The sequence below is a fragment of the Sphingomonas panacis genome, from assembly GCF_001717955.1.
Lineage (GTDB): Bacteria > Pseudomonadota > Alphaproteobacteria > Sphingomonadales > Sphingomonadaceae > Sphingomonas > Sphingomonas panacis.
Map to the genome: position 1 here is coordinate 3,745,265 of NZ_CP014168.1, position 25,106 is coordinate 3,770,370.

Genomic DNA, 25,106 nt, shown 5'->3' on the forward strand with positions numbered 1-25,106 from the left:
CATCTGAGATATAACTATTGCGCAGGCGTAACGAAGTGATTAGCGAGCCCCCGGAATCGAGTTCAACGAAGGTGGGGGCCTTGAATTTCTTTCTTTTGATGAAATGTCTTGCTGGCGACCATAGGCGCGACAGCAGGCGCGTGCGCAGCGTGGGAAATGTCGATTTCTCCCGCTGCAAGGGGTGCGGGCGACGGATGATCCGGGACAAAGGCCCGTGGCGTATCGAACGCCGAGTCGACCGCTTGAAACGTGGAGAATAAGCGGCAAGACGGACGGACTTCGAAGTCGGTACCTTAGCCGGGGCGGGAACCCCGGTTCCGCGCGCCCGCTTTCATCACCCGCCGCCCTTCAGCGATCCTGAAACGCCAGCGGAACGAAGTGCGCGCTCCCTCATTGGCATATCCGACATTCAACCGGAGATTCCCCGATGAAAGCCTTGATCCTCTCGCTGGCCGTGCTGGCCACTCCCGCCGCCGCGCAGGCGCCCAATTGGGCGAAGGCGCAGCCGATATCGATCACCATGACCGATCACGGTTTCGTGCCGCGCCGGATCGCGCTGCGGCAGGGCGCGCCCTATGTGCTGCGGGTCACCAACCGCTCCGACAAGGGGCACAACCTCACGCAGAAGGCGTTCTTCGCCGCCGCTCGCGTGCGCCCGGAGGATCGTGGCGAGACGCGTGACGGGCAGATCGTGCTGGCTTCGGGAGAGCGCGTAACGGTGCGATTCCTCGCCCCGGTCACGCGGCGCGGCGGCACCTATCAGTTCAGCAGCACGACGCTCGCCGATGCGAGCGACGATTACAAAGGCGTGTTCGTGATACGGTGAGTCAGCGCGCGCTGGTCGCGCGCCGCGCCATCGCCAGCCCGCCGAGGCTGAGCGCGCCGGCCGCGACCAGCAGCATGCCCACCGCCCATAGTCCGTCGCTCTTGGCGAGCGCGGACGCGCCCATCGGCGTTAACGCGCCGCCGATGATCCCGCCCATGCTGAACGCGAGGCTCACCGCAGTATAGCGCACACCAGCCGGGAACAGTTCGGGAATGAAGCCGCCGAGCGGCCCGTAGGTAAAGCCCATCACGAACAACGCCGCCGCCAGCCACACCCACACCCCGAACAGCGACGCCGCGCCCAGCCCCGGCGCGATCGTCAACCCGGCGACGATGCAGCCGAGGAAGCCGAACGCCATCACCCGCCGCACGCCGTACCAGTCCGCCAGCACGGTCGCGACAATCACGCCGAGCGCGAGGAACAGCACCGCCGCCATCTCGATCGCGAGATACGCCTGCCGGCCATGCCCCTGCACGCTCGTCCCATAGCCGAGCGCGAAAGCGGTCGAGAGATAGAACAAGGCATAGCAGGCGACCACGCAGAAGGTCGCCGCGAGCACCGGCTTGAGGTGATCGCGCAGCAGTTCGGCGAACGGCACCGGCGGGATCGCGTGTTTCGCCTCCGCCTCCAGGAACGCCGGCGTTTCGGTGAGCTTGAGCCGCACCCACAGCCCGAGCAGCACCAGTACCGCGCTGGTCAGGAACGGCAGCCGCCAGCCCCAGGCAAGGAAATCCGCATCGCTCATCACGCTGCCGAGGATCAGAAAGAAGCCGTTCGCAGCAACGAACCCGACCGGCGCGCCGAGCGGCGGGAACATGCCGTAGCGCATCTCCCAGCCCTTGGGCGCATTCTCGACCGCGAGCAGCGACGCTCCGCCCCATTCGCCCCCGAGGCCAAGCCCCTGCCCGAAGCGCAGCACGCACAGGATCGCCGGCGCGACCCAGCCGACCTGTGCGTAGGTCGGCAGGAAGGCGATCAGCACGGTCGATCCGCCCATCAGCATCAGGCTGGCGACGAGCGTGGACTTGCGCCCGATGCGATCGCCGAAATGGCCGAACAGCGCCGCGCCGACCGGCCGCGCGATGAAGGCCACGCCGAACACGGCGTAGGACGACAGCAATTGCACCGCCTTGTCGGCGGTCGGGAAGAACAATGGCCCGAACACCAGCGAGGCGGCGGTCGCATAGATGTAGAAGTCGTAGAACTCGACCGTGGTGCCGGTCAGGCTGGCGAGCAATACGCGCGTGTGCGCGGTCATCGTATGGCGAGGCATCCCGCCTGATCGCCCGCACGCGGCGAGCGGTCAAGACGGGTGCGGAGTCAGACGGTCGCCCACGCCGCGCGCGGGATGCCCTGTGCGTAGAGCAAGGCGGTGAGATCGCCGTGGTCGATCCGCGCCGCCGCCGCCGCCGCGACGATCGGCTTGGCGTGATAGGCGACGCCAAGCCCGGCCGCGCCGATCATGGCCAGGTCGTTGGCGCCGTCCCCCACCGCGAGCGTCGCGGCGTCGGGCAGGCCGAATTCGGCGGTGGCGGCGCGCAGCGTGTCGAGCTTGGTCTGCGCGCCGACGATCGGCTTGGTGACGGTGCCACTCAGCACGCGCTCGGCGATTTCGAGCCGGTTGGCGATCGCGCGATGGAAGCCGATCTTGGCGGCGACCGGCTCGGCAAAGCGGGTGAACCCGCCCGAGACGAGGATCGCGGTCGCGCCCCAGCCGCGCATCGTCTTCACCAGCGCCTCGGCACCGGGCATGATCGCGACGCGTTCGTCGAGGCAACGTTGGATCACGCCCTCGTCGAGCCCCTTGAGCAAGGCGACGCGCGCATCGAGCGCCGATTCGAAATCGAGCTCGCCGCGCATCGCCGCCTCGGTGACGGCGCTGATCTGGGCTTTGATGCCCGCGTAATCGGCGAGTTCGTCGATGCATTCGACCGTGATCATCGTCGAATCCATATCGGCAACGAGCAGGTGCTTGCGGCGGCCTTCGGCGGGTTGAACCACCACATCGACCCCGGCGAACGCGCCTTCGAGCGCCTGCCGCGCGGCATCGGGCGAGAGCGTGAAGGCGAGATCGGCGGCGTCGCCATCATCGATCCAGCCTCCCGCCACGCTCGAACAGCCGGCGGCGTCGAGCCGGTCGCGGGCTTCGGAAATATCGCCTGCGGTGAGGCGGCCCGGTGCTATCAACGTCGCGATGAACATTCGTTACCCTTCACTTCCCTCCCCCGTTCGTGCTGAGCTTGTCGAAGCACGTGTTCCGCGACACGCCCTTCGACAGGCTCAGGGCGAACGGGGAGAGATGGTCGCATGACCGAACTCCCGAAGGTGGCGCTCATTACAGGGCCGACGGCAAGCGGCAAGTCTGCGCTGGCGCTGGCGCTGGCGGAAGCGCGCGACGGCGTGGTCATCAACGCCGATTCGGCGCAGGTCTATCGCGACCTGCGCGTCGTCTCGGCACGCCCCTCACTCGAGGAGGAAGCACGCGCGCCGCACCGGCTGTTCGGCCATGTCGATGGTGCCGATTCCAGCTATTCCGCCGCGCGCTGGGCAGCCGAGGCGCGCGCGGAAATCGATGCGGCGCATGCGGCGAACACGCTGCCGATCCTCGTCGGCGGTACTGGCCTGTATCTGCGCACATTGCTCGACGGGATCGCGCCGGTTCCCGAAATCGATCCAATGATCCGCGCCGAGGTGCGTGCGCTGCCCGTGGCGGAAGCGCATGCGCAGCTTGCCGCGCTCGATCCCGCGATGGCGGTCGCGCTCAACCCCGCCGACACCACCCGCGTCGCCCGCGCGCTCGAGGTGGTGCGATCGACCGGGCGCTCGATCGGCGACTGGCGCGCAGACAAGCACGGCGGCATCGGCGACCGTATCAATCTTGCCGCGCTGATCCTGCTGCCCGATCGGGCATGGCTCAACGCGCGCATCGACACGCGCTTCACAGCGATGGTGCGCGACGGGGCGGACGAGGTCGCCGCGTTGCTCGCCCGCGACGACGTGCCTGCCGATGCGCCGGTGCGCCGTGCGATCGGTGTGCCGGAGATCGCGGCGATGCTCGGCGGCGACATCGACGCCGCCACCGCCGCCACGGCGGGCGCCACCGCGACCCGGCAATACGCCAAGCGGCAATACACCTGGTTCCGAAATCAGCCACCCGAACGCTGGATTCGTACCGATGAGACAGAAATATCCGTGCAGGTCGCACAATTAGCAACTTTATTACAATGATAGCGGTTGACGCGTATGTTTCATGCGATTAGCAGCGCCACTCCGACGATGCTATGCGGAACGCCGCAAAGGAGACCTGCCGTGGCCGAGAAAAGTGGAGCCGATATCCTGATCGAGACGCTGTGCGATCTCGGTGTGGAGATCGTGTTCGGCTACCCGGGCGGAGCGGTGTTGCCGATTTACGATGCCATGTTCCGCTCCGGCCGGATCAAGCACATCCTGGTCCGCCACGAACAGGCGGCGACGCATGCGGCGGAGGGCTATGCCCGTTCGACCGGCAAGTGCGGGGTCGTGCTCGTCACCTCTGGGCCGGGCGCGACCAACGCCGTCACCGGCATCACCGATGCGCTGATGGATTCGATCCCGATGGTCGTGCTGACCGGACAGGTTCCGACCGCGCTGATCGGCACCGATGCCTTCCAGGAGGCCGACACGGTCGGCATCACGCGGCATTGCTCGAAGCACAATTACCTCGTGAAAGACCCGGCCAAGCTGGCGGAAACCATCAAGGAGGCGTTCCACATCGCCACCTCGGGCCGTCCCGGTCCGGTCGTGGTCGATATCCCCAAGGACGTTCAGGTCGCCACCGCGCGCTACGTCAAGGCACCCGCCACCACCAGCGCGACGGTCCACAAGACCTATCGCCCGCAGGTCAAGGCCGACCCGACGCTGATCGAGCAGGCGGTCGACATGCTGGCCGCGGCGGAGCGGCCGATCCTGTACACGGGAGGCGGCATCATCAACGCCGGGCCGGGCGCGAGCCAGTTGCTGCGCGAACTCGCCAGGATCACCGGCGCGCCGGTCACCTCGACGTTGATGGGGCTGGGCGCGCTGCCCGCCTCCTCGCCGCAGTGGCTCGGCATGCTCGGGATGCACGGCACCTACGAAGCCAATCACGCGATGAACCAGGCCGACCTGATCCTGTGCATCGGCGCACGCTTCGATGACCGCGTGACCGGGCGGCTCGACGCGTTCAGTCCCAAGAGCCGCAAGGTTCACATCGATATCGATCGCTCGTCGATCAACAAGAACGTCCGCGTCGATCTCGCGATCGTCGCCGATGCCGGTCGCGCGCTGGAGGATCTGGTGCGCGTCTATAAGGCGCGGCGGCATCCCAAGCCCGATCTGGCCGACTGGTGGCAGCGCATCGAAACGTGGCGCGCGGTCAAGAGCCTCGGCTTCCCGGCCTCGACCAAGGAGATCATGCCGCAGCAGGCGATCCGCTCGCTGTGGGCGGCGACGCATCATCGCAACCCGATCATCACCACCGAGGTCGGCCAGCATCAGATGTGGGCGGCGCAGCACTTCGATTTCGAGGGGCCGAACAAGTGGCTGACGAGCGGCGGCCTCGGCACGATGGGCTATGGCCTTCCCGCCGCGATCGGCGCGCAGCTCGGCAATCCGGGCGCGCTCGTCATCGACATCGCCGGCGAAGCCTCGATCCAGATGAACATCCAGGAGCTTGGCACCGCCACGCAATACCGGCTGCCGGTCAAGATCTTCATCCTCAACAACCAATATATGGGGATGGTCCGCCAGTGGCAGGAACTGACCTATTCGAGCCGCTATTCGGAAAGCTATTCGGACGCGCTGCCCGATTTCGTGCGGCTGGGCGAGGCTTACGGGTGGAAGGGCATCCTCATCGAAGGACCGGACCAGCTCGACGACGGCATCGCCGACATGCTGGCGTATGACGGCCCGGTGATCGTCGATTGCCGCGTCGCGCAGCTCACCAACTGCTTCCCGATGATCCCGAGTGGTGCCGCGCATACCGACATGCTGCTTTATTCGAGCGAAGTGTCGGGCGAGATGGACGACCGCGCGAAGGCGCTGGTGTGATGGCGCTTTGCGCTTCGTCACCCCAGCGAAAGCTGGGGTCTCGTGCGGCACGCGCACGCTTCGTAACAGGGAGATCCCAGCTTTCGCTGGGATGACGCCAAATGCACATTCAGCAACAAACCGCAGAACGGCACACGCTCGCCGTCATCGTCGATAACGAACCCGGCATCCTCGCGCGGATCGCGGGGCTGTTCACCGCGCGCGGCTACAATATCGAGAGCCTCACCGTCTCGGAGATCACCGAGGACAAGGCGGTCAGCCGCATCACCATCGTCACCTCGGCGAGCCCCCCGGTGCTCGAACAGATCGTCGCGCAGCTCGACCGGCTGGTGCCCGTCCACAAGGTTCGCGACCTGACGGCGGAGGGCGACCACGTCGAGCGCGAGCTGGCGCTGGTCAAGGTGCGCGGCACCGGCGACCACCGCATCGAAGCGCTGCGCCTCGCCGAAGTGTACCGCGCGCGGGTCGTCGATGCGACCATCTCCAGCTTCGTGTTCGAGGTGACGGGGGGCATCGACAAAATCGACAAGTTCGTGTCGCTGATGAGCGAGGTCGGGCTGATCGAGGTCGCCCGTACCGGCATCGTCGCGATCTCGCGCGGCAAGGAAGCCGCCTGACTTTACCTATTGAACGACAACCACCGTCGTCATCCCAGCGTAAGCTGGGATCTCCCGGTTGGGGCGCGCCGCCCTTGCCGCAAGAGATGCCAGCGTGCGCTGGCATGACGATCTTGAAGCAAGGGGAATACCAATGCGTGTCTATTACGATCGCGACGCCGATCTGAACCTGATTTCCGACAAGAAGATCGCCATCGTCGGCTATGGCTCGCAGGGCCATGCCCATGCGCAGAACCTGCGCGATTCGGGCGTGAAAGAGGTTGCCATCGCGCTGCGCGAGGGTTCGCCGAGCGCCAAGAAGGCGACCGACGCCGGCTTCAAGGTGATGCCGACCGTCGAAGCCGCGGCATGGGCCGACATCACGATGATCCTCGCGCCCGACGAACATCAGGCCGCGATCTATGCGCAGGATCTCCATGCCAATCTCAAGCAGGGCGCGACGATCGCGTTCGCGCACGGCCTCAACATCCACTTCGGCCTGATCGAGCCGCGCGAAGACCTCGACGTCATCATGATCGCGCCCAAGGGCCCGGGCCACACCGTTCGCAGCGAATATGTGCGCGGCGGCGGCGTGCCCTGCCTGATCGCGATCCACCAGGACAAGAGCGGCAACGCGCACGACATCGGCCTCGCCTATGCGAGCGGCGTCGGCGGCGGTAGGTCGGGCATCATCGAGACCAACTTCCGCGAGGAATGCGAGACCGATCTGTTCGGCGAGCAGGCCGTGCTGTGCGGCGGCACCACCGCGCTGGTGCAGGCCGGGTTCGAGACTCTGGTCGAGGCCGGCTATGCCCCGGAAATGGCGTATTTCGAGTGCCTCCACGAACTCAAGCTGATCGTCGACCTGATGTATGAAGGCGGCATCGCCAACATGCGCTACTCGATCTCGAACACCGCCGAGTACGGTGACATCAAGACCGGCCCGCGCATCATCACCGAAGAGACCAAGAAGGAAATGAAGCGCGTGCTCGCCGATATCCAGTCGGGCCGCTTCGTGAAGGACTTCGTGCTCGACAACCGCGCCGGCCAGCCTGAGTTGAAGGCGGCACGCGGCCTCGCCCAGCGCCACCCGATCGAGGAAACCGGCGCCAAGCTGCGCGCGATGATGCCGTGGATCGGCGCCAACGCGCTGGTCGACAAGGCGAAGAACTAAGCGAACCGCCGCCCGTTCGTGTCGAGCGAAATCGAGACACCCCGCGCAGCGCGCGTGGGGCTTGTCCCTCGACTTCGCTCGGGACGAACGGGAGTGGCAGCACATTCGTGAAACGATTCGTTGCCGAGTTGGGCTTTGACGGGCGAAGCGCGGAAGATCAGGGTCGCGGCCTCAACAGGAGACACTTGTGATGCGCCGTTTCGTCCTTGCCCTTTCGCTCGCCGCCAGCGCGGTGGCCGTGCCGCTCGCGGCGCAGATGCACCGCCCCGACATGCTCCACGGCGCGGGCGCACCCGCCGAGGTGAAGGCCGGCACCTATGCGGTCGAGTCCAACCATACGCAGGTCGCGTTCAGCATCAGCCACATGGGCATCTCGCCGTTCGCCGGCTGGTTCTCGGGCGCGAGCGGCTCGCTCAAGCTCGATCCCGCCAAGCTCGACGCGACCACGCTCAACGTCACCATCCCGATCGCCAGCGTGCAGACCACCAGTGGCCAGCTCGTCGAGGAACTGAAGAGCGCCGACTGGTTCGACGCGGCGAAATACCCGACCGCAACCTTCCGCTCGACCAAGGTGACCGCGATCGGCCCCGACAGCGCCCGGGTCGAGGGTGATCTGACGCTTCACGGCGTCACCAAGCCCGCCGTGATCGAGGCGCGCTTCTTCGGCGCGGCGACCAACCCGATGAGCAAGAAGCCCTCGGTCGGTTTCCTCGGCCGCATGTCGATCAACCGCTCCGAGTTCGGCGTTACCAAGTATGTGCCGCTGGTGTCCGACCAGACCGTGCTCGTCATCAACGCGGCGTTCGAACTGCAATGACCGATACGCCGTCCGAAGAGACCGAGGGCCGGCCCGGCGTCGGCCGCGTCGAAGCCTTTTCGGACGGCGTCATCGCCATCATCGTGACGATCATGGTGCTGGAGCTTCATCCACCGGTTTCGGAAGGAATGGCGAAGCTCTGGACCTTGTGGCCGGTGTTTCTCGCCTATGTGCTGAGCTACGCCTATGTCGCGATCTATTGGGTCAACCATCACCGGCTGTTCGGCCACGCCACGCATGTGACAAACGGTCTGCTGTGGTCGAACATCCTGCTGCTGTTCGCACTGTCGCTGGTGCCGTTCTCGACCTCGTACCTGGGCGAGCATCATTTCAACCGCGAAGCGACCTTGCTGTACCTCGCGACGATGCTGCTGCCGTCGATCGCCTATGCGTGGGTGCAGGCGACCGTGCGCCGCACCGGCCAGCGCGGCCCCGCCGCCGAGCGCTTCTATGCCGCGAGCACGCGCAAGGGCTGGGTCGCGGCGCTGATCTACGCGCTGGGCGTGCCGCTCACCTTCATATCGCCGTGGCTCGGCATCGGCTGCGCCGCGCTGGTCGCGGTGCTGTGGTTTCTGCCACAGAGCCGGATCGACGCGCTGTTCGCGCCGCGCGTCTGACGACCGCGCGCGCGAATTTCGCATGATGAGGCTGGACAGCGTCCCCGCCCCCACGCTATCGGGCCAGACGATGACGATCGGGATCGCCCTGCTGCTTCGACTTACGCGCCCTTAGGCGCGACCGTCACCGTGCGCGGGCTTCGCCCTACGCACAGCGCGCCTGAGGGCCAAAGCCATCCCGTCCCTTCAGCCAGCGAGAAACAGCATGCTGCGCGATCCTTCGACCAAATACCGACCTTTTCCGCAGATCGACCTGCCCAACCGCGAATGGCCTTCGCGCACCATCACCAAGGCGCCGCGCTGGCTCTCGACCGATCTGCGCGACGGCAACCAGGCGCTCATCGACCCGATGGACGCCGAGAAGAAGACGCGGATGTTCGATCTGCTCGTCAAGGTCGGCCTCAAGGAGATCGAGGTCGGCTTCCCGAGCGCGGGCGCGACCGAGTTCGATTTCATCTCCGGGTTGGTCAAGACCGGGCGAATCCCCGACGACGTGACGGTGCAGGTGCTGACCCAATCACGCCGCGACCTGATCCAGACCAGCTTCGAGAGCCTGCGCGGTGCGCCCAAGGCGATCGTCCACCTCTACAATGCGGTCAGCCCGGCGTGGCGCAAGATCGTGTTCGGGCTGAGCCGCGAGGAGATCAAGCAGATCGCGATCGACGGCGCCAAGATCCTGCGCGATTGCGCCGCCGCGCAGCCCGACACCGACTGGCATTTCGAATACAGCCCCGAGACCTTCTCGACCGCCGAACTCGATTTCTCGGTCGAGGTCTGCGAGGCGGTGATGGACGTGCTGCGCCCAACGCCCGAGCACAAGCTGATCCTCAACCTGCCCGCCACGGTCGAGTGCGCGACGCCCAACGTCTATGCCGACCAGATCGAATGGTTCGGCAAGCATATCCGCAACCGCGATTCGATCGCGATCAGCCTGCACACGCACAATGATCGCGGCACCGGCGTCGCTGCGGCCGAACTGGGGCTGATGGCCGGCGCCGACCGCGTCGAAGGCTGTCTGCTCGGCAACGGCGAGCGCACCGGCAATTGCGATCTCGTGACGGTCGCGCTCAACATGTACACCCAAGGGCTGTCGCCGGGGCTGGACCTGTCGGACATCGACGAGGTGGTGAATACCGTCACCTATTGCACGCAACTGCCGGTGCATCCGCGCACGCCTTATGCGGGTGATCTGGTGTTCACCGCCTTTTCGGGCAGCCATCAGGACGCGATCAAGAAGGGCTTCGCATCGCAGGAAGCGCGCAACGACGAACTGTGGGAAGTCCCCTATCTGCCGATCGACCCCGCCGATCTCGGCCGCAGCTACGAGGCGGTGATCCGCGTCAATTCGCAGTCAGGCAAGGGCGGCGTCGCCTGGGTGATCGAACAGGACAAGGGGCTGAAGCTGCCGAAGCGGCTCCAGGCCGATTTCAGCCGCCACGTCCAGGCGCTCGCCGACGAGACCAGCCGCGAACTCAACGCCGCCGATATCTGGGGGCAGTTCGAGAAGAGCTATCTGGCGAAGCCGGACGACCGCTTCGTGCTCGGCGCATACGACGAAACGCGCGCGCCTGACGGCGACCGCATCTTCGCCGGCGATATCGAAGTGGCGGGCGAGCATCATTCGGTAAGCGGGCGCGGCAACGGCCTGATTTCGAGCGTCGTCGCGGCGATCCGCGACGAGTTCGCGGTCGATCTCGAAGTCGCGGATTATGTCGAGCACGCGATCGGCAAGGGCGCTAACGTGCGCGCTGCCGCTTATGTCGAATGCCGCACGGGTGACGGGCGGACGGTGTGGGGCGTCGGTATCGACGAGGATATCGCCACGGCGTCGGTCCGCGCAGTGCTGAGCGCGGCGAACCGGGCCTGAGCTGGCGTCGCCCCGGCGCAGGCCGGGGCGACGGTTAGCGCCGCCGCGTAACCTCGCACCCGATACGCGCGTCCGGGTAGATGTCGGTCTTCATCGTCCGCACGCGCACGGCGGCGACGCGCGAATCCACCAGCGCGAGCGCGGCGATCTCGTCGCAGAGCGTTTCCTGCAATTCGAAATGGCGCGACGCGGCCAGCGCGAGGATGCGCTCGCGCAGGAAATCGTAATCGACCACCGCCTCGATGCGATCCTCGGGCGCCGCCTCGCCATAGTCGCAGTGCAACCAGACGCTGACCAGCACACGCTGCGGCCCCGCGCGCTCGACCGGGTGGATGCCGAGGCCGATCATCACCTCAAGCGCCTCCAGCAGCACGGTGTAGGTCGCCCTGCCCCCGCCGATATCCCCGAAATCAGTCAAGTGCGCGCTCCCGCGTCGCGAACATCACGTCGCTGTCGCGGGTGATGAAGCGCTGGCCGCAATCGACGAACACGTTCTGCCCGGTGATGCTCGGGCACTCCAGCAGCCACGCCACCGTGCCGGCGATATCCTCGACCGCAACCGGGCGGCGCAGCAGATTGTCGCGCATCACCGCGTGAAATTCTTGCGGCGACTGATCGTGGCTGGTCATCGTCAGCCCCGGCGACACCGCATTGACGCGAACGCGGGGGCTGAGCGCCTGCGCGAGCATCACGGTCGCGCTTTCGAGCGCGGTCTTGCTGAGCGAGTAGGAGAAGAAATCGGGGTTGAGGTTGGCGACCTTCTGGTCGAGCACGTTGACCACCGCGCCGTCCTCCAACCCGTCCTGCCGCGCCAGCGCCGTCGCCAGCGCGACCGGCCCGGCGAGGTTGGTGCGCATCATCGTCGCGAACAGATCGGCATTCTCATGCGGGGGGCGGTCGAAATCGAACAGCGAGGCGCAATTGACCAGCTCGTCGATCACGCCGCCCGCCGCCGCGCGCGCCTCGGCGAACAGGCGGTTCGGATCATCGGAAATGTCGCCGTGGAGAAGCGATACCTCGGCCCCGCCCTCGCGAAGTTCCGCGGCGAGCGCCTGGGCGTCGTCGGTCGAATGGAAATGGTGGAGCACGATGCGGTGCCCGCCGGCCGCGAGCCGACGGGCGATCGCCGCGCCGATCCGCCGCGCGGCGCCGGTCACCAGCACGGTTCGGAGCATCGCGATCAGGCCTTGAAGCCGATCAGCGACAGGACTTCCTCGCGGCTGCGCTCGTCGTCGCGGAACACGCCCATCATCCGGCTGGTGGTCATCGTCACGCCGGGGGTGCGCACGCCGCGCGCGGACATACAGGCGTGGTTCGCCTCGATCACCACCGCGACGCCGAGCGGTTTGAGATTCTTCCAGATGCAATCGGCGACCTCGGCGGTGAGCCGTTCCTGGACTTGCAGGCGGCGCGCGAACGCGTGGAGCACCCGCGCGAGCTTGGAGATGCCGACCACGTAATTGCCGGGCAGATAGGCGATGTGCGCCTTGCCGATGATCGGCGCCATGTGATGCTCGCAGTGCGACTGGAACGGAATGTCCTTGAGCAAGACGATCTCGTCATAACCGCCGACCTCCTCGAACACGCGCGAAAGGTGATGCGCGGGATCATCGGCATAGCCGGCGCAATATTCCTTCCAGGCGCGCGCGACGCGTCTGGGCGTGTCGATCAGACCTTCGCGCGCGGGATCGTCACCCGCCCAGCGGATCAACGTCCGCACCGCGTCGGCGACGTCGTCGGGAACCGCGATTTTGCCATCAAGTTCAAATCGATCGCCCGAAATCGCTATCTCGGCCCGCTCACTCATCCTAAATCCTTCATAAGTCCCGACATAGTTCCGCCCCCCGCCGGCAAGTCGACCATTTCAACCATTGCGAACGAAATAGTACCTCATATTCAACGATATCGGACTTTCGTGGCGGTCCTCTTCTGGTCCATTGACGCGTAAATCGCTGGCGCGCTACCCCGACTATGGGAAACAAGAACAGTGACCAGCCGGACGGGCGGGCGCGCAAAAAGGGTCGTCATTCACGATGAGATATGAGCTGCTTGCGGCCTCCGCAATGGCGTTGACGGCTGCGGCGCCGGCTTGGGCGGCGGACGACATCCCCCAGAGCGGGGACGATATCGTCGTCACCGCCACCAAGCGCGACGAGACGCTGCGGCAGGTGCCGCTGTCGGTCTCCGTGACGTCCGCCGAGACGATCGCGCGGGCGCACATCGTCGATCTGATCGATCTGCAGTCGGTGGTCCCGTCGCTGAAAGTACAGCAGTTCAACGCGGTCGGGCAGACCAACTTCCTGATTCGCGGCTTCGGCAATGGTAACGGCAATGACGGGATCGAAAGCTCGGTCGGCGTGTTCGTCGACGGCGTGTACCGCACGCGCACCTCGGCGGCGATCGACGACCTGCCGGAGGTAGAGCGGATCGAGGTGCTGCGCGGGCCACAATCGACGCTGTTCGGCAAGAACGTGTCGGCGGGTGCGATCAACATCGTCACCAAGCGGCCCGAGTTCGAATGGGGCGGCAAGGCCGAACTGAGCGTCGGCAATTACGGCCTGATGCAGGGCAAGGCGAGCGTCAACGCACCGCTGGGGCGCACGGTGGCGGTTCGGCTATCAGGCGCGGTCGACGAGCGCGACGGCTACATCCATAGCCTCACGACGGGGCAGGACATCAACAACCGCCACCGCGTCTCGGTACGCGGCGACGTGCTGTGGCAGCCGACCGCGGATTTTTCGCTGCGGGTGATCGGCGATTACAACCGCATCGCCGAACTGTGCTGCGGCGTCGCGTCGGTGCGCAATGGCCCGGCCACGCAGCTCATCGCCGCCCCGCCGCCCCTGGGCCTCGGCAAGCCGGTCGGCGATGCCGCGGATGTCTTCGCACGCACCTCGGTCAGCAACACCGATCCGACCAACCGGCTGATCGGCAAGGGCGTATCCGCACAGGCCGATTACACCCTGGGTTTCGCCAGGCTCACATCGATCACCGCATACCGCGACCAGATCAACCAATCGAAGCAGGATGTCGATTTCACCGGCGCCGACATCGTCACCAATGCCGCCGCCAACCACATCAAGACCTTCACGCAGGAACTCCGCCTCGCCTCGACCGGCACGGGTCGGCTGACCTGGCTGATCGGCGGCTTCTATCAGGACGAGCATGTCGAGACCGGCCGCGACGTTCGCTTCGGCCGCGACGCCCGCCCCTTCGCCGATGGCCTTTCGGGCGGCGCGATCGGGCAGCTCGAAACGCTGCAATCGCTCGTCAATCCGGCCATCGTGCCGGGCCGCACCTATTTCCAGCCCGGTCAGGGCATCTCCGACCGCTATACGCTCGCCCAGCGCGCCTTCTCGCTGTTTGCCGACGCGGATTTCAAACTGACCGAGCGGCTCAAGATCGGCGGCGGCGTTTCGTACATGAACGATCGCAAGGCGGCGCGCTCGTTCGTGTCGCTGCAAGACCCGTTCTCGGCGCTCGATCTCGCCAACGTGCGCGAACTCGGGCTGCTGCCGCTGGCGATCCTCAACCCCGCCGCCCCCGCCGGCGCGACGATCCCGACCAACCTGTTCAGCCCGCTCACCGCGCTGCAGTTCTTCTACGCCAACGCACCCGGCCACGCGCCGGTCAACTTCCCCAACGGCCGCGAAAGTGGTGTGCTCAGCGGCGACAAGGTGACCTACTCCGCCCGCATCGCCTATGATTTCGGGCCGGTCAGCACCTATGTCACCTATGCGACCGGCTGGAAGGCGGGCGCGATCAACCTCTCGTCGGACAGCCGCCCGCCCGACCAGACCGGCGTCGGCCGCACCGCCGCGCCGGAGAACGTCACGCTGTACGAAGCGGGGGTGAAGGGTGCGTTTCGCGGCGGCTATCTCAACCTCGCGGTGTTCAAGCAGACCATCAAGGGCTTCCAATCCAACATCTTCAAGGGGTTCGGCTATGCGCTCGTCAACGCGGGCCAAGAATCGGTCAGGGGATTCGAGGTCGATGCCGCTTACGCGCCCGTCAGGATGCTGTCGCTGGCGGGATCGATGACGTATCTCGACGCGAAGTACGATTCCTTCACGGGTGCGGCGTGCGTCAGCTATGATCCGGTGCGCTGCCCGATCGATCCGAACACCGGGCTGACGCCGCCCTTCCGCGACCTGACCGGCCAGCGCCCCGCCGGCATCGCCGAGTGGAGCGCTTCGGGATCGGCGACGCTGTCGCGCGATCTCGCGCCCGGCATCGGCGGCTATCTGCGCGCCGAATATGATTACATGAGCCCGACCTACCAGACCGAAAGCTCGCCGCCCGATGTCGCGACCTGGGGCTATCACATCCTCAACGCCAGCATGGGGCTGACGGTCGCGGCCGCCAAGCTGGAGGTGATGCTGTGGGCACGCAACCTGACCGACGACCGAGCGATCGTCAGCACCTTCCCGACAACCGCGCAGGACGGCAGCTACAGCGGCTATATCCAGCAGCCGCGCACCTACGGCGCAACGATCCGCAAGGCATTCTGAGCCGGAACCGTTAATGCCGCGCTTACGATCAGCATTTGCATCTGCGTGGAAGCGCCAGTATCGAGCGCGCCCGGCCCGCTTCCGAAACGAACGGGCTTTTTGCCGCTCGGGCAAGGTGACATCGGAGGAAAGGCGGCGCACACACGTCGCCGCGCTGCCCGCAGCGTAACACCGATGTCGGCCCGAACGACACACAGCAGGAAGGACTCACAATGGCAAAAACCCCGACCGCCGCCGCAGCCGCGCCCAAGACCGGCGGCATCCACGCGCCGATCCAGCCCTCGGAAGATCTCGCCGCGATCGTCGGCAACGATCGTCTGCCGCGCAGCGAAGTCATCAAGAAGGTTTGGGATTACATCAAGGCGAACAACCTTCAAAACCCTGAAAACAAGCGCGAAATCGTCGCCGACGAGAAGCTGAAGAAAATTTTCGGCAAAGACAAGGTGACGATGTTCGAAATGAACAAGCACCTCGCGGGCCACATGAAGGCCTGAACGGTCTTGCGGGCGCCGGCGGATACGTCGGCGCCCCGCGACTTTGGCTGATTCCGACCATTTCGGAACTATGATCCAGCGACGTTCGTTTCGCGCCTTAAGATTTCACAATCGAGAGGCCGTCATGAAACGCTCCAATCTCATCGCCACAACGATCGGCGCCACCGCGCTGATGTTCGCCGGCTCGCCAGCGCTCGCGCAGGGCAAGGCCGATCGCGCCCGCGCCGCCATCGCCGAAGCGCGTGGCAAGATCGATGCCGCCAACAAGGTCGGCGTCGCCGGTGATGCGCCGCGCCTTCAGGCCGAAGCGCAGGCCGCGCTTCGCACCGCCGAGGAAGAACTCGCGCGCGGCAAGAAGGACGAAGCCATCGCCGACGCACTCCACGCGTCGGAACTCGCCGACACCGCGCTCGGCGCGGCGCAGCAGGCGCGCAACGCACAGGCAAGCGCACAACAGGCCGACGCTCAGGCCACGGCGGCGCAGGCCCAGCAGCAGGCTCAGGCGGCAAACGAGCGCGCCGACGCAGCGCAACAGCAGGCTGCGGCAGCCGCCGCCGATGCCGCAGCCGCCCGCGCTGCACCTCCAGTTGTCGTCGCCGCGCCCACCCCGACGCCGACCACGACGATCACCACCGAGACGACCAAGCAGGCCGTCGCCACGCCGGCCGTGCATCGCCGCGTCGTGCGCAAATCGACCACGCCGAGAGCGCGCACGGTCGAGAAGACCACGACCAGCGTCACCACGTCGCAGCAGCAATAAGACGGTTGGGCGCCGGTGGTCCGGCGCCCGATCCGCGCGATGTTGGAGAAATGGTGGTCCCGGAGGGACTCGAACCCCCGACGCCCACATTAGGAATGTGGCGCTCTATCCTGCTGAGCTACGGAACCAATCGCTCACCCTGTACCGACAGGAGAGCCCACGCTCAAGCGGTGTCAGTTGACGGCATCGGGCGGGACGATCGGCAAGGGCAAAGGCGCGACGGGCACGCCCTCCTCGATCAGCGACTTGGCCTCGGCGAGCGAGGTCTGGCCGTGGATCGGTGCCGCAGGCACATCGCCGGCATGCATCGCGCGGGCGCGCTCCGGGAACGCCGCGCCGACCCATTCGGATTTCTCCAGCGCCTTGGCCTGAGCCTGGGCGAGCGCCTTCATCGCCGCCTTGATCGCGGCTGGCGTCGGCGGCTCGTCGCTCTTGGCAACGGCGCGGCTGTTGCCTTTGGGCGAGACGTTGGGCGCCATCACCGCCTTGACGATTTCGGCATCGCCACACACCGGGCATGAGAGCAGGCCGCGCGTGCGCTGGTCCTCATAGGCGGCGCTCGACCCGAACCAGGCTTCGAACACGTGCGACTGCGGGCAGCGCAGATCGAAGACGATCATGCCGACGTGACGTCGGGTATCGCACGGCGGTGCGTGATGACGGGCACGCGCGCGCGCACGTCGGTGATGCGCGCGGGATCGATCTCGGCGAAACCGAGGCCGGCCTCCTCGCCCATGTCGAGCAGGACCGTCCCCCACGGGTCGATCACGAGCGAATGGCCGTAGGTGGCACGGCCGTCCTCGTGCGTTCCGGTCTGCGCGGCGGACACCACATAGGCGGCCGATTCGATCGCGCGGGCGCGTTGCAGGATATGCCAGTGCGCCGCGCCGGTGGGGCGAGTGAACGCCGCCGGAATCGCCAGCACGGTCGCGCCCGCGTTGCTGAGCGCGCGGAAGAGATCGGCGAAACGCAGATCGTAGCAGATCGCCAGACCGAGATGACCGGCCGGCGTATCGACCACCACCGCGCCCTTGCCCGGCGCATAGGAGGCGGATTCGCGCCAGCTTTCGCCGCTCGGCAAATCGACGTCGAACAGATGCAATTTGTCGTAGCGCGCGCGGATTTCGCCCTGATCGTCGATCACGAAAGCGCGATTGGCGAGCCGCCCGTCCTCACCGTGAACCGCGAGCGAGCCAAGATGCACCCAGAGCTTGTGTTCCTTCGCCGCTGCGCGTGTGGCGGCGAGCACGGGATCATCACTCTCGGCGCGCAGATGCGGCTTGGCGCGCCCGCGGTTCTGATCGATCAGTCCCGACATCTCCGGCGTGAACAGCATCGCCGCGCCGCCCGCCGCCGCCTCAGCCACCGCATCGACGATGGTACGCGCGTTCGCCTGCGGATCGATCCCGCTGGTCATCTGGAGCAGCGCGATCTTCATGCCGCGAGCAGTTCGTCCAGTTTGCCGGTACGCTCGAGCGCGGCGAGATCGTCAGACCCGCCGACGTGCGTATCGCCGATGAAGATTTGCGGCACGGTCGTGCGGCCGTTGGCGCGATCGAGCATTTCGGCGCGCTTGGGGCCGCCCATCGTGATGTCGAATTCCTCGACCTCGACGCCCTTCGACGCGAGCAACCGGAGTGCGCGCGTGCAATAGGGGCAGAAGGCTTTGGTGTAGATTTGTGTCTTTGCCATCACCCAAACGTGTGCAGTCGCCCGGCGCTTGTCAATCACGTGCCGTCCGAATCAAGCACACGCGCCCAGCACAAGATCGCGACCGAGGTGGCTCCCGCCGCCAGCAGTGCAGCGGTGCAGGCGTCGGTGGTGGCGCCGCTGGTGTAGATATCGTCGACCAGCGCGACGGCCTTGCCCGCCACCCGTTCAGGCCGCGACACCGCGAACGCGCCCTTCACCGCCCGCGCCCGCGCGGTGACGCCAAGCCCGCGCAGCATCGGCGTCGCGCGCGTTCGTCTCAGCGCGAGCGGATCGGTGGGTACGCCACTGGCGCGGGCGAGCGATGTGGCGATCAGCGCCGCCTGATTGAACCCGCGCGACCACAGCCGCCAGCGGTGAAGCGGCACCGGCACGATCAGGTCCGCGCCCGCCGGCATCAGCCGCGCCATCTGCCGCCCGACCGTCTCGGCGAAGGCGATCCGCCCGCCGTATTTGAGCCGCAGCGCGACCGTGCGGGCGATATCGCCATAGGCGACCGCCGCGAACACGCCGGCGTGGCGGGGCGGCGCCGCGAGGCAATCGGCGCATTGTTCCGAAATGCCGTACTCATGCTCGAACGGCACCTGACAGGTCGCGCACCACGGCGGGGCGAGGAAACGCAGCGCGCCCCAGCACGTCGCGCAGAAACGATGGTCTTCGCCCGTCACCGCGCCGCAGCCCGGGCAGCGCGGCGGCAGCGCGAGACCGGCGACGAACTGCAAGGGCGCGGCGAGCGGCGACACACCCCCTTGTCGCTGGCGCGGCGACACGGCACAAGCCGGCGCGTGAGCGTTCCCGACATCTTCGATCGCGCCGCCCGGCGCCGCTACCGCGACCGCGCGGCTCCCGATTTCGCGCAATATGATTTTCTGCGCGCGACGATGCTCGATGGGCTTCAGGAGCGGCTCGACAGCGTGAAGCGCGATTTCACCGACGTACTCGATCTCGGCTGTTTCGACGGCGGCTTTGCCGGTCCGCCGGGCGCGCGGATCGTGCGGAGCGACGCGGGGCCGCGCTTCGCCGCCAGCGCGGGCGGGATCGTCGCGGAGGAAGACCATTTGCCCTTCGCCGAAGCAAGCTTCGACCTGATCGTCTCGGCGGGTGTGCTCGACAGCGTCAGCGATCTGCCCGGCGCGCTGATCCAGGCGCGGCGGGCGCTTCGCCCCGACGGGCTGTTCCTCGCCGCCTTCGTCGGTGCGGGTTCGCTGGCGAGCCTGCGCGCCGCATTGCGAGTCGCGGAGGGCGACCGGCCGGCGGCGCGGCTCCACCCGCAGATCGACGTGCGCTCGGCCGGCGACCTGCTGATGCGTGCGGGCTTCGCTCTGCCCGTCGCCGACGGCGAGACGCTCAACGTCCGCTATGGCGATCTCGGCGGGCTGCTGCGCGATCTGCGCGGCATGGCCGCCACCAACGCGCTCAACGGCCGCCGCCCGTTGCGGCGCGACACGCTCGCGCGCGCCTATCAGGCGTTCGCCGATCTTGCCGACCCGGACGGGCGGGTGCCGGAGAAATTCGAAATCATCTTCATGACCGGCTGGGCACCCTCGCCCGACCAGCCGAAACCGGCGCGCCGCGGCAGCGCGACGTCTTCGCTCGCGGCTGCGCTGAAGCTGCCGCAAGCCTGAGATCACGGCCCGTCGCGGTGTTTACGATCATGGTAACGAAGTCTTAAACCATTCTCGATTACCCCGGGTTCGGGGGGCGCCCTTTAAACGGTGCCTGTATGCGAGTTGTATTTCGCCTCTTGGCTCTTTCCGCCGCGCTTTATGCGGCTGGTCCGCTTCATGCGGGATCGCTCCTCAACTATGTCGGGGAGTGCGTTCCGTTCGCGCGGGCCGCGTCCGGCATCCAGATCTATGGCGACGCCTGGACCTGGTGGGACAAGGCGGCCGGCCATTATCGCCGCGGCGAGCTTCCCCGCGTCGGCTCGGTCGTCGTCTTCTCGCGGACATCGCGGCTGCCCTACGGCCACGTCGCGGTCATCAGCCGCATCGTCGATCCGCGCGTCGTGATGGTGACTCACGCCAATTGGTCGCGCCAGAACGGCGAACGCGGGCATGCCGAGCAGGATGTGACGCTGACCGATGTTTCGCCCGGCAACGACTGGAGCGAGGTGCGAGTCTGGTATCGCGACATGGTCGGGCTTGGCGGCACGACCTATCCGATCTCGGGCTTCATCTATTCGACGCCGGTCGACGGCGCCCCGCCGCCGCATCCCGCGCCCGAACTGACCGGCCGCGACCCCGATTATGTCGGCGCGCTGATCGACTCGTATAAATAACCGGAGCACCGACGGAGGCGCACTGCCTGACGCGGCGCTGATCCTGCCAGATCGCTGCAACATCAACGCCAGCACCGCGCGAGCAAACCAGTGCGAAAACGCCCGCACGCACCCACCGCGCTTTGGTTTCACGCGAAGGCCGGAGTTCCCGTGACGGCCCAAGTCGTGCCGGCGACGCCAGCGCTCGCCGGCAGGACGACCTTCGCGATTATCGAAGCGGCTTGCTCAGCCTCGGCAGGCGACGAGCTTCGCCTCGAACATCTGCGCCAACTCGAGCCGGCGCTTGCGCGCCTCCTCGGTCACCGCCGTGCGCGCGGCGACATGCTCCTGCATGGCACGCCGCGTATAATAGTGAAGGTTTGACTCCATGATAGCTGACCCGCCCTCGCGACCGTATGTTCTGGATGCCCCCGGTGCTGCGCTTTTAACGGGCAAAGTCATAAGCTTTTGTGACAAAATGGCGCTGCGGCGCGGCAAATCGCCATATTAACCTGGATAAAGCCGAAAATCCCGGCTTTCCGCCGCCCACGCCGCTTCATCGGGGCGAATCAGCGCGTCGAGATCGCCCGGAGTCGCCGCCGAGTCGTCGACCCATTCGCGCAGCGCCGGGCCACCGTTGATGACGTCGATGGCGAGCTTGCCGAACGCATATTCATAGGGAAAATCGCGCCACAGCGGATAGTCCGGCATCAACGCGCGGATCGCCTTGAAGGCGAGCGCCTGCACCCGCCACGGCCGGAACGCGGCGTGATCGTAGAAGCGGCCCTCGGCGTGAATCTGCACGCCGTTGCAGAGCTGCCCGACATGCTTGTGGAAGGTCGGCTGGAACCAGATGTCGCGCAACGCGCAGCCCGCCAGCCATTCGGGCGCGAGCCGGCGCATTTCGGCGATCACCGCCTTGGCGTCCATGTCGGGCGCGCCGAACAGTTCGAGCGGACGGGTGGTGCCGCGCCCTTCGGAGAGCGTCGTTCCCTCGAGCATCACCGTGCCGGCATAGGCACGCGCCATGTTGAGGTTGGGCGCGTTGGGACTTGGGTTGATCCACAGCCGCTCGACCGGCCAGCCGAACCCCGGCGCAGCCTCGGGCGCCCAACCTTCCATCGCGATCACCCGGTAGTCGACGTCGAGCCCGAGCGTGCGGATGAACCAATGGCCGAGTTCGCCCATCGTCAGCCCGTGCCGCATCGGCATCGCGCCCGCGCCGACGAAGCTCTCCCAGCCGGGGCGCAGCGTGAGTCCCTCGATCGGGCGACCCGCCGGATTGGGGCGATCGAGCACCCACACCGCCTTGCCGTGCTCGGCGGCGGCTTCCAGCACGTAACGCAGCGTCGTGATGAAGGTGTAGATGCGCGTGCCGAGATCCTGCAGATCGACCAGCATCACGTCGAACGTCGCCATCGACGCTTCGGTCGGCCGGCGCACTTCGCCGTAGAGGCTGAACACGGGCATACCGTAGGTCGGATCGGTGAAGTCGGGCGACTCCATCATATTGTCCTGAAGATCGCCGCGCACGCCATGCTGCGGCCCGAACACCGCCGACACGGTCACCCCCGCCGCGACCAACGCGTCGAGGCTGTGGGTGAGATCCTCGGTGACGGAGGCCGGATGCGCGAGCAACGCGACGCGCTTGCCCTCCAGCGGCTTGCGCAAGGCGGCGTCGGCGAGGAGGCGGTCGATCCCGAAATTCATGGCAGGGTTCCGTGTGTCATCTGTCGCCCGGCTTCACCCGCAGAGGCGATGCCGGTCAAGCCGGGAGGATCGCGACGAACCCGTCGCGGTTGTGGAAATCGGGTGCGCCGGGCGGGTGTGCGAGCGCCCAATAGGATTTGCCGCCATCGCTGGTTTCGATGATCGCGGTGATGTTGAGCGCCCAATCCGCCTGCCGGTGGGACACCGCGATCGAGAGCGACACCTCGGCGCGCCTATCGTCGAATCGCCAGCCCGCTTGGGTGAGGCGAACGTCGCTGGCCTGGCGCATGCCCGCACGGTAGCCATCGAACGCATAGGCAGCCCAATGCCCCGAGGTCGCGAGGTTGATCTCGCGATATCCCGGCGCCCCTGCCGGCGCGACGAACGCCTCGAAGCAGCTATGCCGCCAGAGATCGTGGGCGCGACACTGGTCGGCGTGCTCCGCTGGCAATGCGCCATCGATTCGGTCGCCCGGCCAGACCACGTTGTCGATCGCGCCGACCACGACGAAGCGCAGATCGAGACGATCGCCATGACGTTCCAGCGTAACCTCGATGCCATCGATCGCGCGGCTCGGAAAGTCCGGGTGCGCCACCAACGCGAATGCTCTCGTTTGCACCTCGCGCCCCCCCCTCAGCCGGATCGCAGCAGCGCGACACCGGCATCGCGCTCGAACAGATACAGCGCCAGCCGCGCCGCCGTGCCGCGCGCGCCGCTGAGGCCGCCGTCGCGGTCGATCAGCAGCCGCGCGTCGTCGGCGGCGACCGGCAGCAGTTCGCTCAGCAACTCGGGCGTCGCCAGCCGGAAGCCCTCCTCGCCTGATTGGCGCGTGCCGAGCAACTCGCCGCTGCCGCGCAGCCGCAAATCCTCCTCGGCGATGCGGAAGCCGTCATTGGTCTCGCGCATCAGCGCGAGCCGCGCGCGCGCCGTCTCGCCGAGCGCGCCGCTGCGCACCAGCAGGCAGTTCGACTTGCCCGTGCCGCGCCCGACCCGCCCGCGCAACTGGTGGAGCTGGGCGAGGCCGAAGCGGTCGGCATGTTCGATCACGATCAGCGTCGCGTTGGGCACGTCGACGCCGACCTCGATCACCGTGGTCGCGACCAGCACGCCGAGCGCGCCCGAAGAGAACGTCGCCATCACCGCGTCCTTCTCCGACCCCTTCATGCGGCCATGGACGAGGCCAATCCGCTCGCCGAACCGCGCCTTCAGCGTCGCGGCCCGATCCTCGGCGGCGGCGAGGTCGCTCTTCTCGCTCTCCTCGACCAGCGGGCACACCCAATACGCCTGCCCGCCGTCCGACATATGCCGGCCGAGCGCCTCGACCACATCGGCGAGCCGGTCCTGCGAGATCACGCGGGTCTCGATCGGCTGGCGGCCGGGCGGCATCTCGTCGAGCCGGCTGACGTCCATCTCGCCATAATTGGCGAGCGTCAGCGTGCGCGGGATCGGCGTCGCGGTCATCGCCAGCAGGTGCGGCGCGGTCGCCGCTTTGGCCTGCAACATCATGCGCTGCGCGACACCGAAGCGGTGCTGCTCGTCGACCACGACCAGACCGAGATCGCGATACGTCACCGCCTGCTGGAAGATCGCGTGCGTGCCGATCAGGATATGGATCGATCCGTCCGCCAGCCCCATCAGCACGCTCTCGCGAACCTTGCCCTTGTCGCGCCCGGTCAGCACCGCGATCTCGATCGGCAAGCCGGCGAACAGCCGCCGCAGCGATTCGAGATGCTGGCGCGCGAGGATTTCGGTCGGCGCGAGCAACGCCGCCTGCGCGCCCGCCTCGACCGCGACGAGCATCGCGAGCGCCGCGACCAACGTCTTGCCCGCGCCGACATCGCCTTGCAGCAAGCGGAGCATCGGTTGCGCCTGCGCGAGATCGCCTTCGATCTCGGCGACGGTGCGCGCCTGTGCGCCGGTGAGATTGTAGGGCAGCTTGAGCATGTCGCGCAGCCGCCCGTCGCCGGCCAGCGCCCTGCCCCGCCGGCTGCGCGACGATTGCCGCACCAGCATCAGCGCGAGCTGGTTGGCGAACAGTTCATCATAGGCAAGCCGCGTCCGCGCGAGTGCGTCGGAGGGGTCGGAATGAACGCGCGCCAGCGCCTCGCGCCAGCCCGGCCAGCCTTTCCGCGCGAGCAACCCCGGCTCGATCCACTCGGACAAATCGGGCGCCCGCTCGACCGCCTGCGCCGCCAGTTGCCCCATCCGGCGCGAGGTCAGCCCTTCGGACAAGGGATAGATCGCCTCGCGCCCGCCCGGCTCGGCCTCTTCGAGCGGCAGGACGTAATCGGGATGGACGATCTGGAGATCCTGCCCGTACATCTCGAGCTTGCCCGACACGCGGCGCGGCTCGCCGATCGGCAGCAGCTTCTTCGCCCAGCCGGGATGGCCACCGAAATAGAGCAGGCTGACGTAGTTGCCCGCCGCATCGGTCGCCTGCACCCGAGTCGGGCCGCGCCCGTTGCCGGAGCGGATTTCGCGCGGTGTCAGCGTGATGACGATGGTGCGGCCGGCATCGGCCATGTCGAGTTCGTCGCGCGCGATCCGGTCGATGAAGCCAGTCGGCAGATGGAACGCGACATCGACGACGCGCGCAAGGCCGAGCCGGTCGAGCGGCTTGGCGAGCGCCGGCCCCACGCCCTTCAGGGCGGTGACTTCGGCGAACAATGGATTGAGGATATCGGGACGCATGACTAT

General features: G+C 66.9%; 26 protein-coding genes and 1 tRNA gene. 13 read left to right on the top strand and 14 right to left on the bottom strand.

Translation table 11 applies throughout. The features are described from left to right. Positions 1-427: 427 nt before the first annotated feature. Entirely contained in the window at positions 428-826 is a 399-nt protein-coding gene (locus J0A91_RS16990) for a cupredoxin domain-containing protein (protein WP_069205884.1), read from the top strand. Position 827: 1 nt separating this feature from the next. On the opposite strand, the gene J0A91_RS16995 is transcribed toward J0A91_RS16990, so the two are convergent. Both J0A91_RS16995 and serB read right to left on the bottom strand, forming a co-directional pair. Next, on the bottom strand, positions 828-2,099 hold the full coding sequence (locus J0A91_RS16995; protein WP_069205885.1) for an MFS transporter: 1,272 nt from the start codon (positions 2,097-2,099) through the stop codon (positions 828-830). Positions 2,100-2,146: 47 nt separating this feature from the next. Continuing rightward, a complete protein-coding gene (gene serB, locus J0A91_RS17000) occupies positions 2,147-3,028 on the bottom strand; it encodes a phosphoserine phosphatase SerB (protein ID WP_069205886.1) in 882 nt (293 codons plus the stop codon). Positions 3,029-3,133: 105 nt separating this feature from the next. On the opposite strand from serB, the gene miaA reads away from it, so the two are divergent. From miaA to leuA, 7 genes are all read left to right on the top strand, one after another. Next, entirely contained in the window at positions 3,134-4,054 is a 921-nt protein-coding gene (gene miaA / locus J0A91_RS17005; protein WP_069205887.1) for a tRNA (adenosine(37)-N6)-dimethylallyltransferase MiaA, read from the top strand. A gap of 81 nt (positions 4,055-4,135) precedes the next feature. Continuing rightward, entirely contained in the window at positions 4,136-5,893 is a 1,758-nt protein-coding gene (ilvB, locus tag J0A91_RS17010) for a biosynthetic-type acetolactate synthase large subunit (protein ID WP_069205888.1), read from the top strand. A gap of 101 nt (positions 5,894-5,994) precedes the next feature. Further along, positions 5,995-6,510 (top strand): acetolactate synthase small subunit, encoded by a 516-nt coding sequence (gene ilvN / locus J0A91_RS17015; protein ID WP_069205889.1) that lies wholly within the window; start codon positions 5,995-5,997, stop codon positions 6,508-6,510. A gap of 133 nt (positions 6,511-6,643) precedes the next feature. Then, positions 6,644-7,663 carry a ketol-acid reductoisomerase gene (ilvC, locus tag J0A91_RS17020; RefSeq protein WP_069205890.1) on the top strand — a complete coding sequence of 340 codons (1,020 nt, stop codon included), beginning with the start codon at positions 6,644-6,646 and terminating at the stop codon, positions 7,661-7,663. A 190-nt stretch (positions 7,664-7,853) separates the two neighbouring features. Continuing rightward, the gene (locus J0A91_RS17025; RefSeq protein WP_069205891.1) at positions 7,854-8,480 is read left to right on the top strand and encodes a YceI family protein; all 627 of its coding nucleotides are present in this window, start codon (positions 7,854-7,856) and stop codon (positions 8,478-8,480) included. Further along, positions 8,477-9,097, top strand: a complete 621-nt coding sequence (locus tag J0A91_RS17030) for a TMEM175 family protein (protein WP_069205892.1) — start codon at positions 8,477-8,479, stop codon at positions 9,095-9,097. The genes J0A91_RS17025 and J0A91_RS17030 overlap by 4 nt, the downstream gene beginning before the upstream one ends. 205 nt (positions 9,098-9,302) lie before the next feature. Then, entirely contained in the window at positions 9,303-10,964 is a 1,662-nt protein-coding gene (gene leuA, locus J0A91_RS17035; RefSeq protein WP_069205893.1) for a 2-isopropylmalate synthase, read from the top strand. Between the two features lie 34 nt (positions 10,965-10,998). Here leuA and J0A91_RS17040 read toward each other — a convergent pair whose 3' ends face one another. From J0A91_RS17040 to folE, 3 genes are all read right to left on the bottom strand, one after another. Then, the gene (locus tag J0A91_RS17040; RefSeq protein WP_069207433.1) at positions 10,999-11,313 is read right to left on the bottom strand and encodes a dihydroneopterin aldolase; all 315 of its coding nucleotides are present in this window, start codon (positions 11,311-11,313) and stop codon (positions 10,999-11,001) included. A 61-nt stretch (positions 11,314-11,374) separates the two neighbouring features. Beyond that, a complete protein-coding gene (locus J0A91_RS17045; RefSeq protein ID WP_069205894.1) occupies positions 11,375-12,139 on the bottom strand; it encodes an SDR family oxidoreductase in 765 nt (254 codons plus the stop codon). A gap of 5 nt (positions 12,140-12,144) precedes the next feature. Beyond that, positions 12,145-12,771 (bottom strand): GTP cyclohydrolase I FolE, encoded by a 627-nt coding sequence (gene folE / locus J0A91_RS17050; protein WP_069205895.1) that lies wholly within the window; start codon positions 12,769-12,771, stop codon positions 12,145-12,147. A 226-nt stretch (positions 12,772-12,997) separates the two neighbouring features. Here folE and J0A91_RS17055 point away from each other — a divergent pair, with 226 nt between their 5' ends. From J0A91_RS17055 to J0A91_RS17065, 3 genes are all read left to right on the top strand, one after another. After that, positions 12,998-15,475, top strand: a complete 2,478-nt coding sequence (locus J0A91_RS17055) for a TonB-dependent receptor (RefSeq protein WP_069205896.1) — start codon at positions 12,998-13,000, stop codon at positions 15,473-15,475. A 212-nt stretch (positions 15,476-15,687) separates the two neighbouring features. Continuing rightward, entirely contained in the window at positions 15,688-15,969 is a 282-nt protein-coding gene (locus J0A91_RS17060; RefSeq protein WP_069205897.1) for an SWIB/MDM2 domain-containing protein, read from the top strand. 124 nt (positions 15,970-16,093) lie between these two features. After that, complete coding sequence (locus tag J0A91_RS17065) at positions 16,094-16,729, top strand: hypothetical protein (RefSeq protein WP_069205898.1); 636 nt, start codon at positions 16,094-16,096, stop codon at positions 16,727-16,729. Between the two features lie 51 nt (positions 16,730-16,780). On the opposite strand, the gene J0A91_RS17070 is transcribed toward J0A91_RS17065, so the two are convergent. From J0A91_RS17070 to J0A91_RS17090, 5 genes are all read right to left on the bottom strand, one after another. After that, a tRNA-Arg gene (locus J0A91_RS17070) sits at positions 16,781-16,857 on the bottom strand. 45 nt (positions 16,858-16,902) lie between these two features. After that, positions 16,903-17,349, bottom strand: a complete 447-nt coding sequence (locus J0A91_RS17075) for a DUF1178 family protein (RefSeq protein WP_069205899.1) — start codon at positions 17,347-17,349, stop codon at positions 16,903-16,905. Then, complete coding sequence (locus tag J0A91_RS17080) at positions 17,346-18,167, bottom strand: carbon-nitrogen hydrolase family protein (protein WP_069205900.1); 822 nt, start codon at positions 18,165-18,167, stop codon at positions 17,346-17,348. Before J0A91_RS17080 ends, J0A91_RS17075 begins: the two co-directional genes overlap by 4 nt. Next, the gene (gene grxC, locus J0A91_RS17085; RefSeq protein WP_069205901.1) at positions 18,164-18,421 is read right to left on the bottom strand and encodes a glutaredoxin 3; all 258 of its coding nucleotides are present in this window, start codon (positions 18,419-18,421) and stop codon (positions 18,164-18,166) included. The genes J0A91_RS17080 and grxC overlap by 4 nt, the downstream gene beginning before the upstream one ends. A gap of 35 nt (positions 18,422-18,456) precedes the next feature. Next, positions 18,457-19,182 (bottom strand): ComF family protein, encoded by a 726-nt coding sequence (locus J0A91_RS17090; RefSeq protein WP_069205902.1) that lies wholly within the window; start codon positions 19,180-19,182, stop codon positions 18,457-18,459. 42 nt (positions 19,183-19,224) lie between these two features. Between J0A91_RS17090 and J0A91_RS17095 the strand changes: the two genes are divergently transcribed. Next, a complete protein-coding gene (locus J0A91_RS17095; RefSeq protein ID WP_240502054.1) occupies positions 19,225-20,064 on the top strand; it encodes a methyltransferase domain-containing protein in 840 nt (279 codons plus the stop codon). A gap of 98 nt (positions 20,065-20,162) precedes the next feature. Continuing rightward, positions 20,163-20,720 carry a CHAP domain-containing protein gene (locus J0A91_RS17100; RefSeq protein ID WP_069205903.1) on the top strand — a complete coding sequence of 186 codons (558 nt, stop codon included), beginning with the start codon at positions 20,163-20,165 and terminating at the stop codon, positions 20,718-20,720. Positions 20,721-20,945: 225 nt separating this feature from the next. Here J0A91_RS17100 and J0A91_RS17105 read toward each other — a convergent pair whose 3' ends face one another. The 4 genes from J0A91_RS17105 to recG all read right to left on the bottom strand — a co-directional run bounded on the left by J0A91_RS17105 (position 20,946) and on the right by recG (position 25,100). Beyond that, positions 20,946-21,089, bottom strand: coding sequence for a hypothetical protein (locus J0A91_RS17105; protein WP_165388231.1), 144 nt, complete (start codon positions 21,087-21,089; stop codon positions 20,946-20,948). A gap of 117 nt (positions 21,090-21,206) precedes the next feature. Next, positions 21,207-22,409 carry an exo-beta-N-acetylmuramidase NamZ family protein gene (locus tag J0A91_RS17110; RefSeq protein WP_069205904.1) on the bottom strand — a complete coding sequence of 401 codons (1,203 nt, stop codon included), beginning with the start codon at positions 22,407-22,409 and terminating at the stop codon, positions 21,207-21,209. A gap of 55 nt (positions 22,410-22,464) precedes the next feature. Further along, the gene (locus J0A91_RS17115; protein ID WP_240502055.1) at positions 22,465-23,028 is read right to left on the bottom strand and encodes a DOMON-like domain-containing protein; all 564 of its coding nucleotides are present in this window, start codon (positions 23,026-23,028) and stop codon (positions 22,465-22,467) included. A gap of 14 nt (positions 23,029-23,042) precedes the next feature. Next, positions 23,043-25,100, bottom strand: coding sequence for an ATP-dependent DNA helicase RecG (gene recG / locus J0A91_RS17120; protein ID WP_069205906.1), 2,058 nt, complete (start codon positions 25,098-25,100; stop codon positions 23,043-23,045). Between the last annotated feature and the right edge of the window lie 6 nt (positions 25,101-25,106).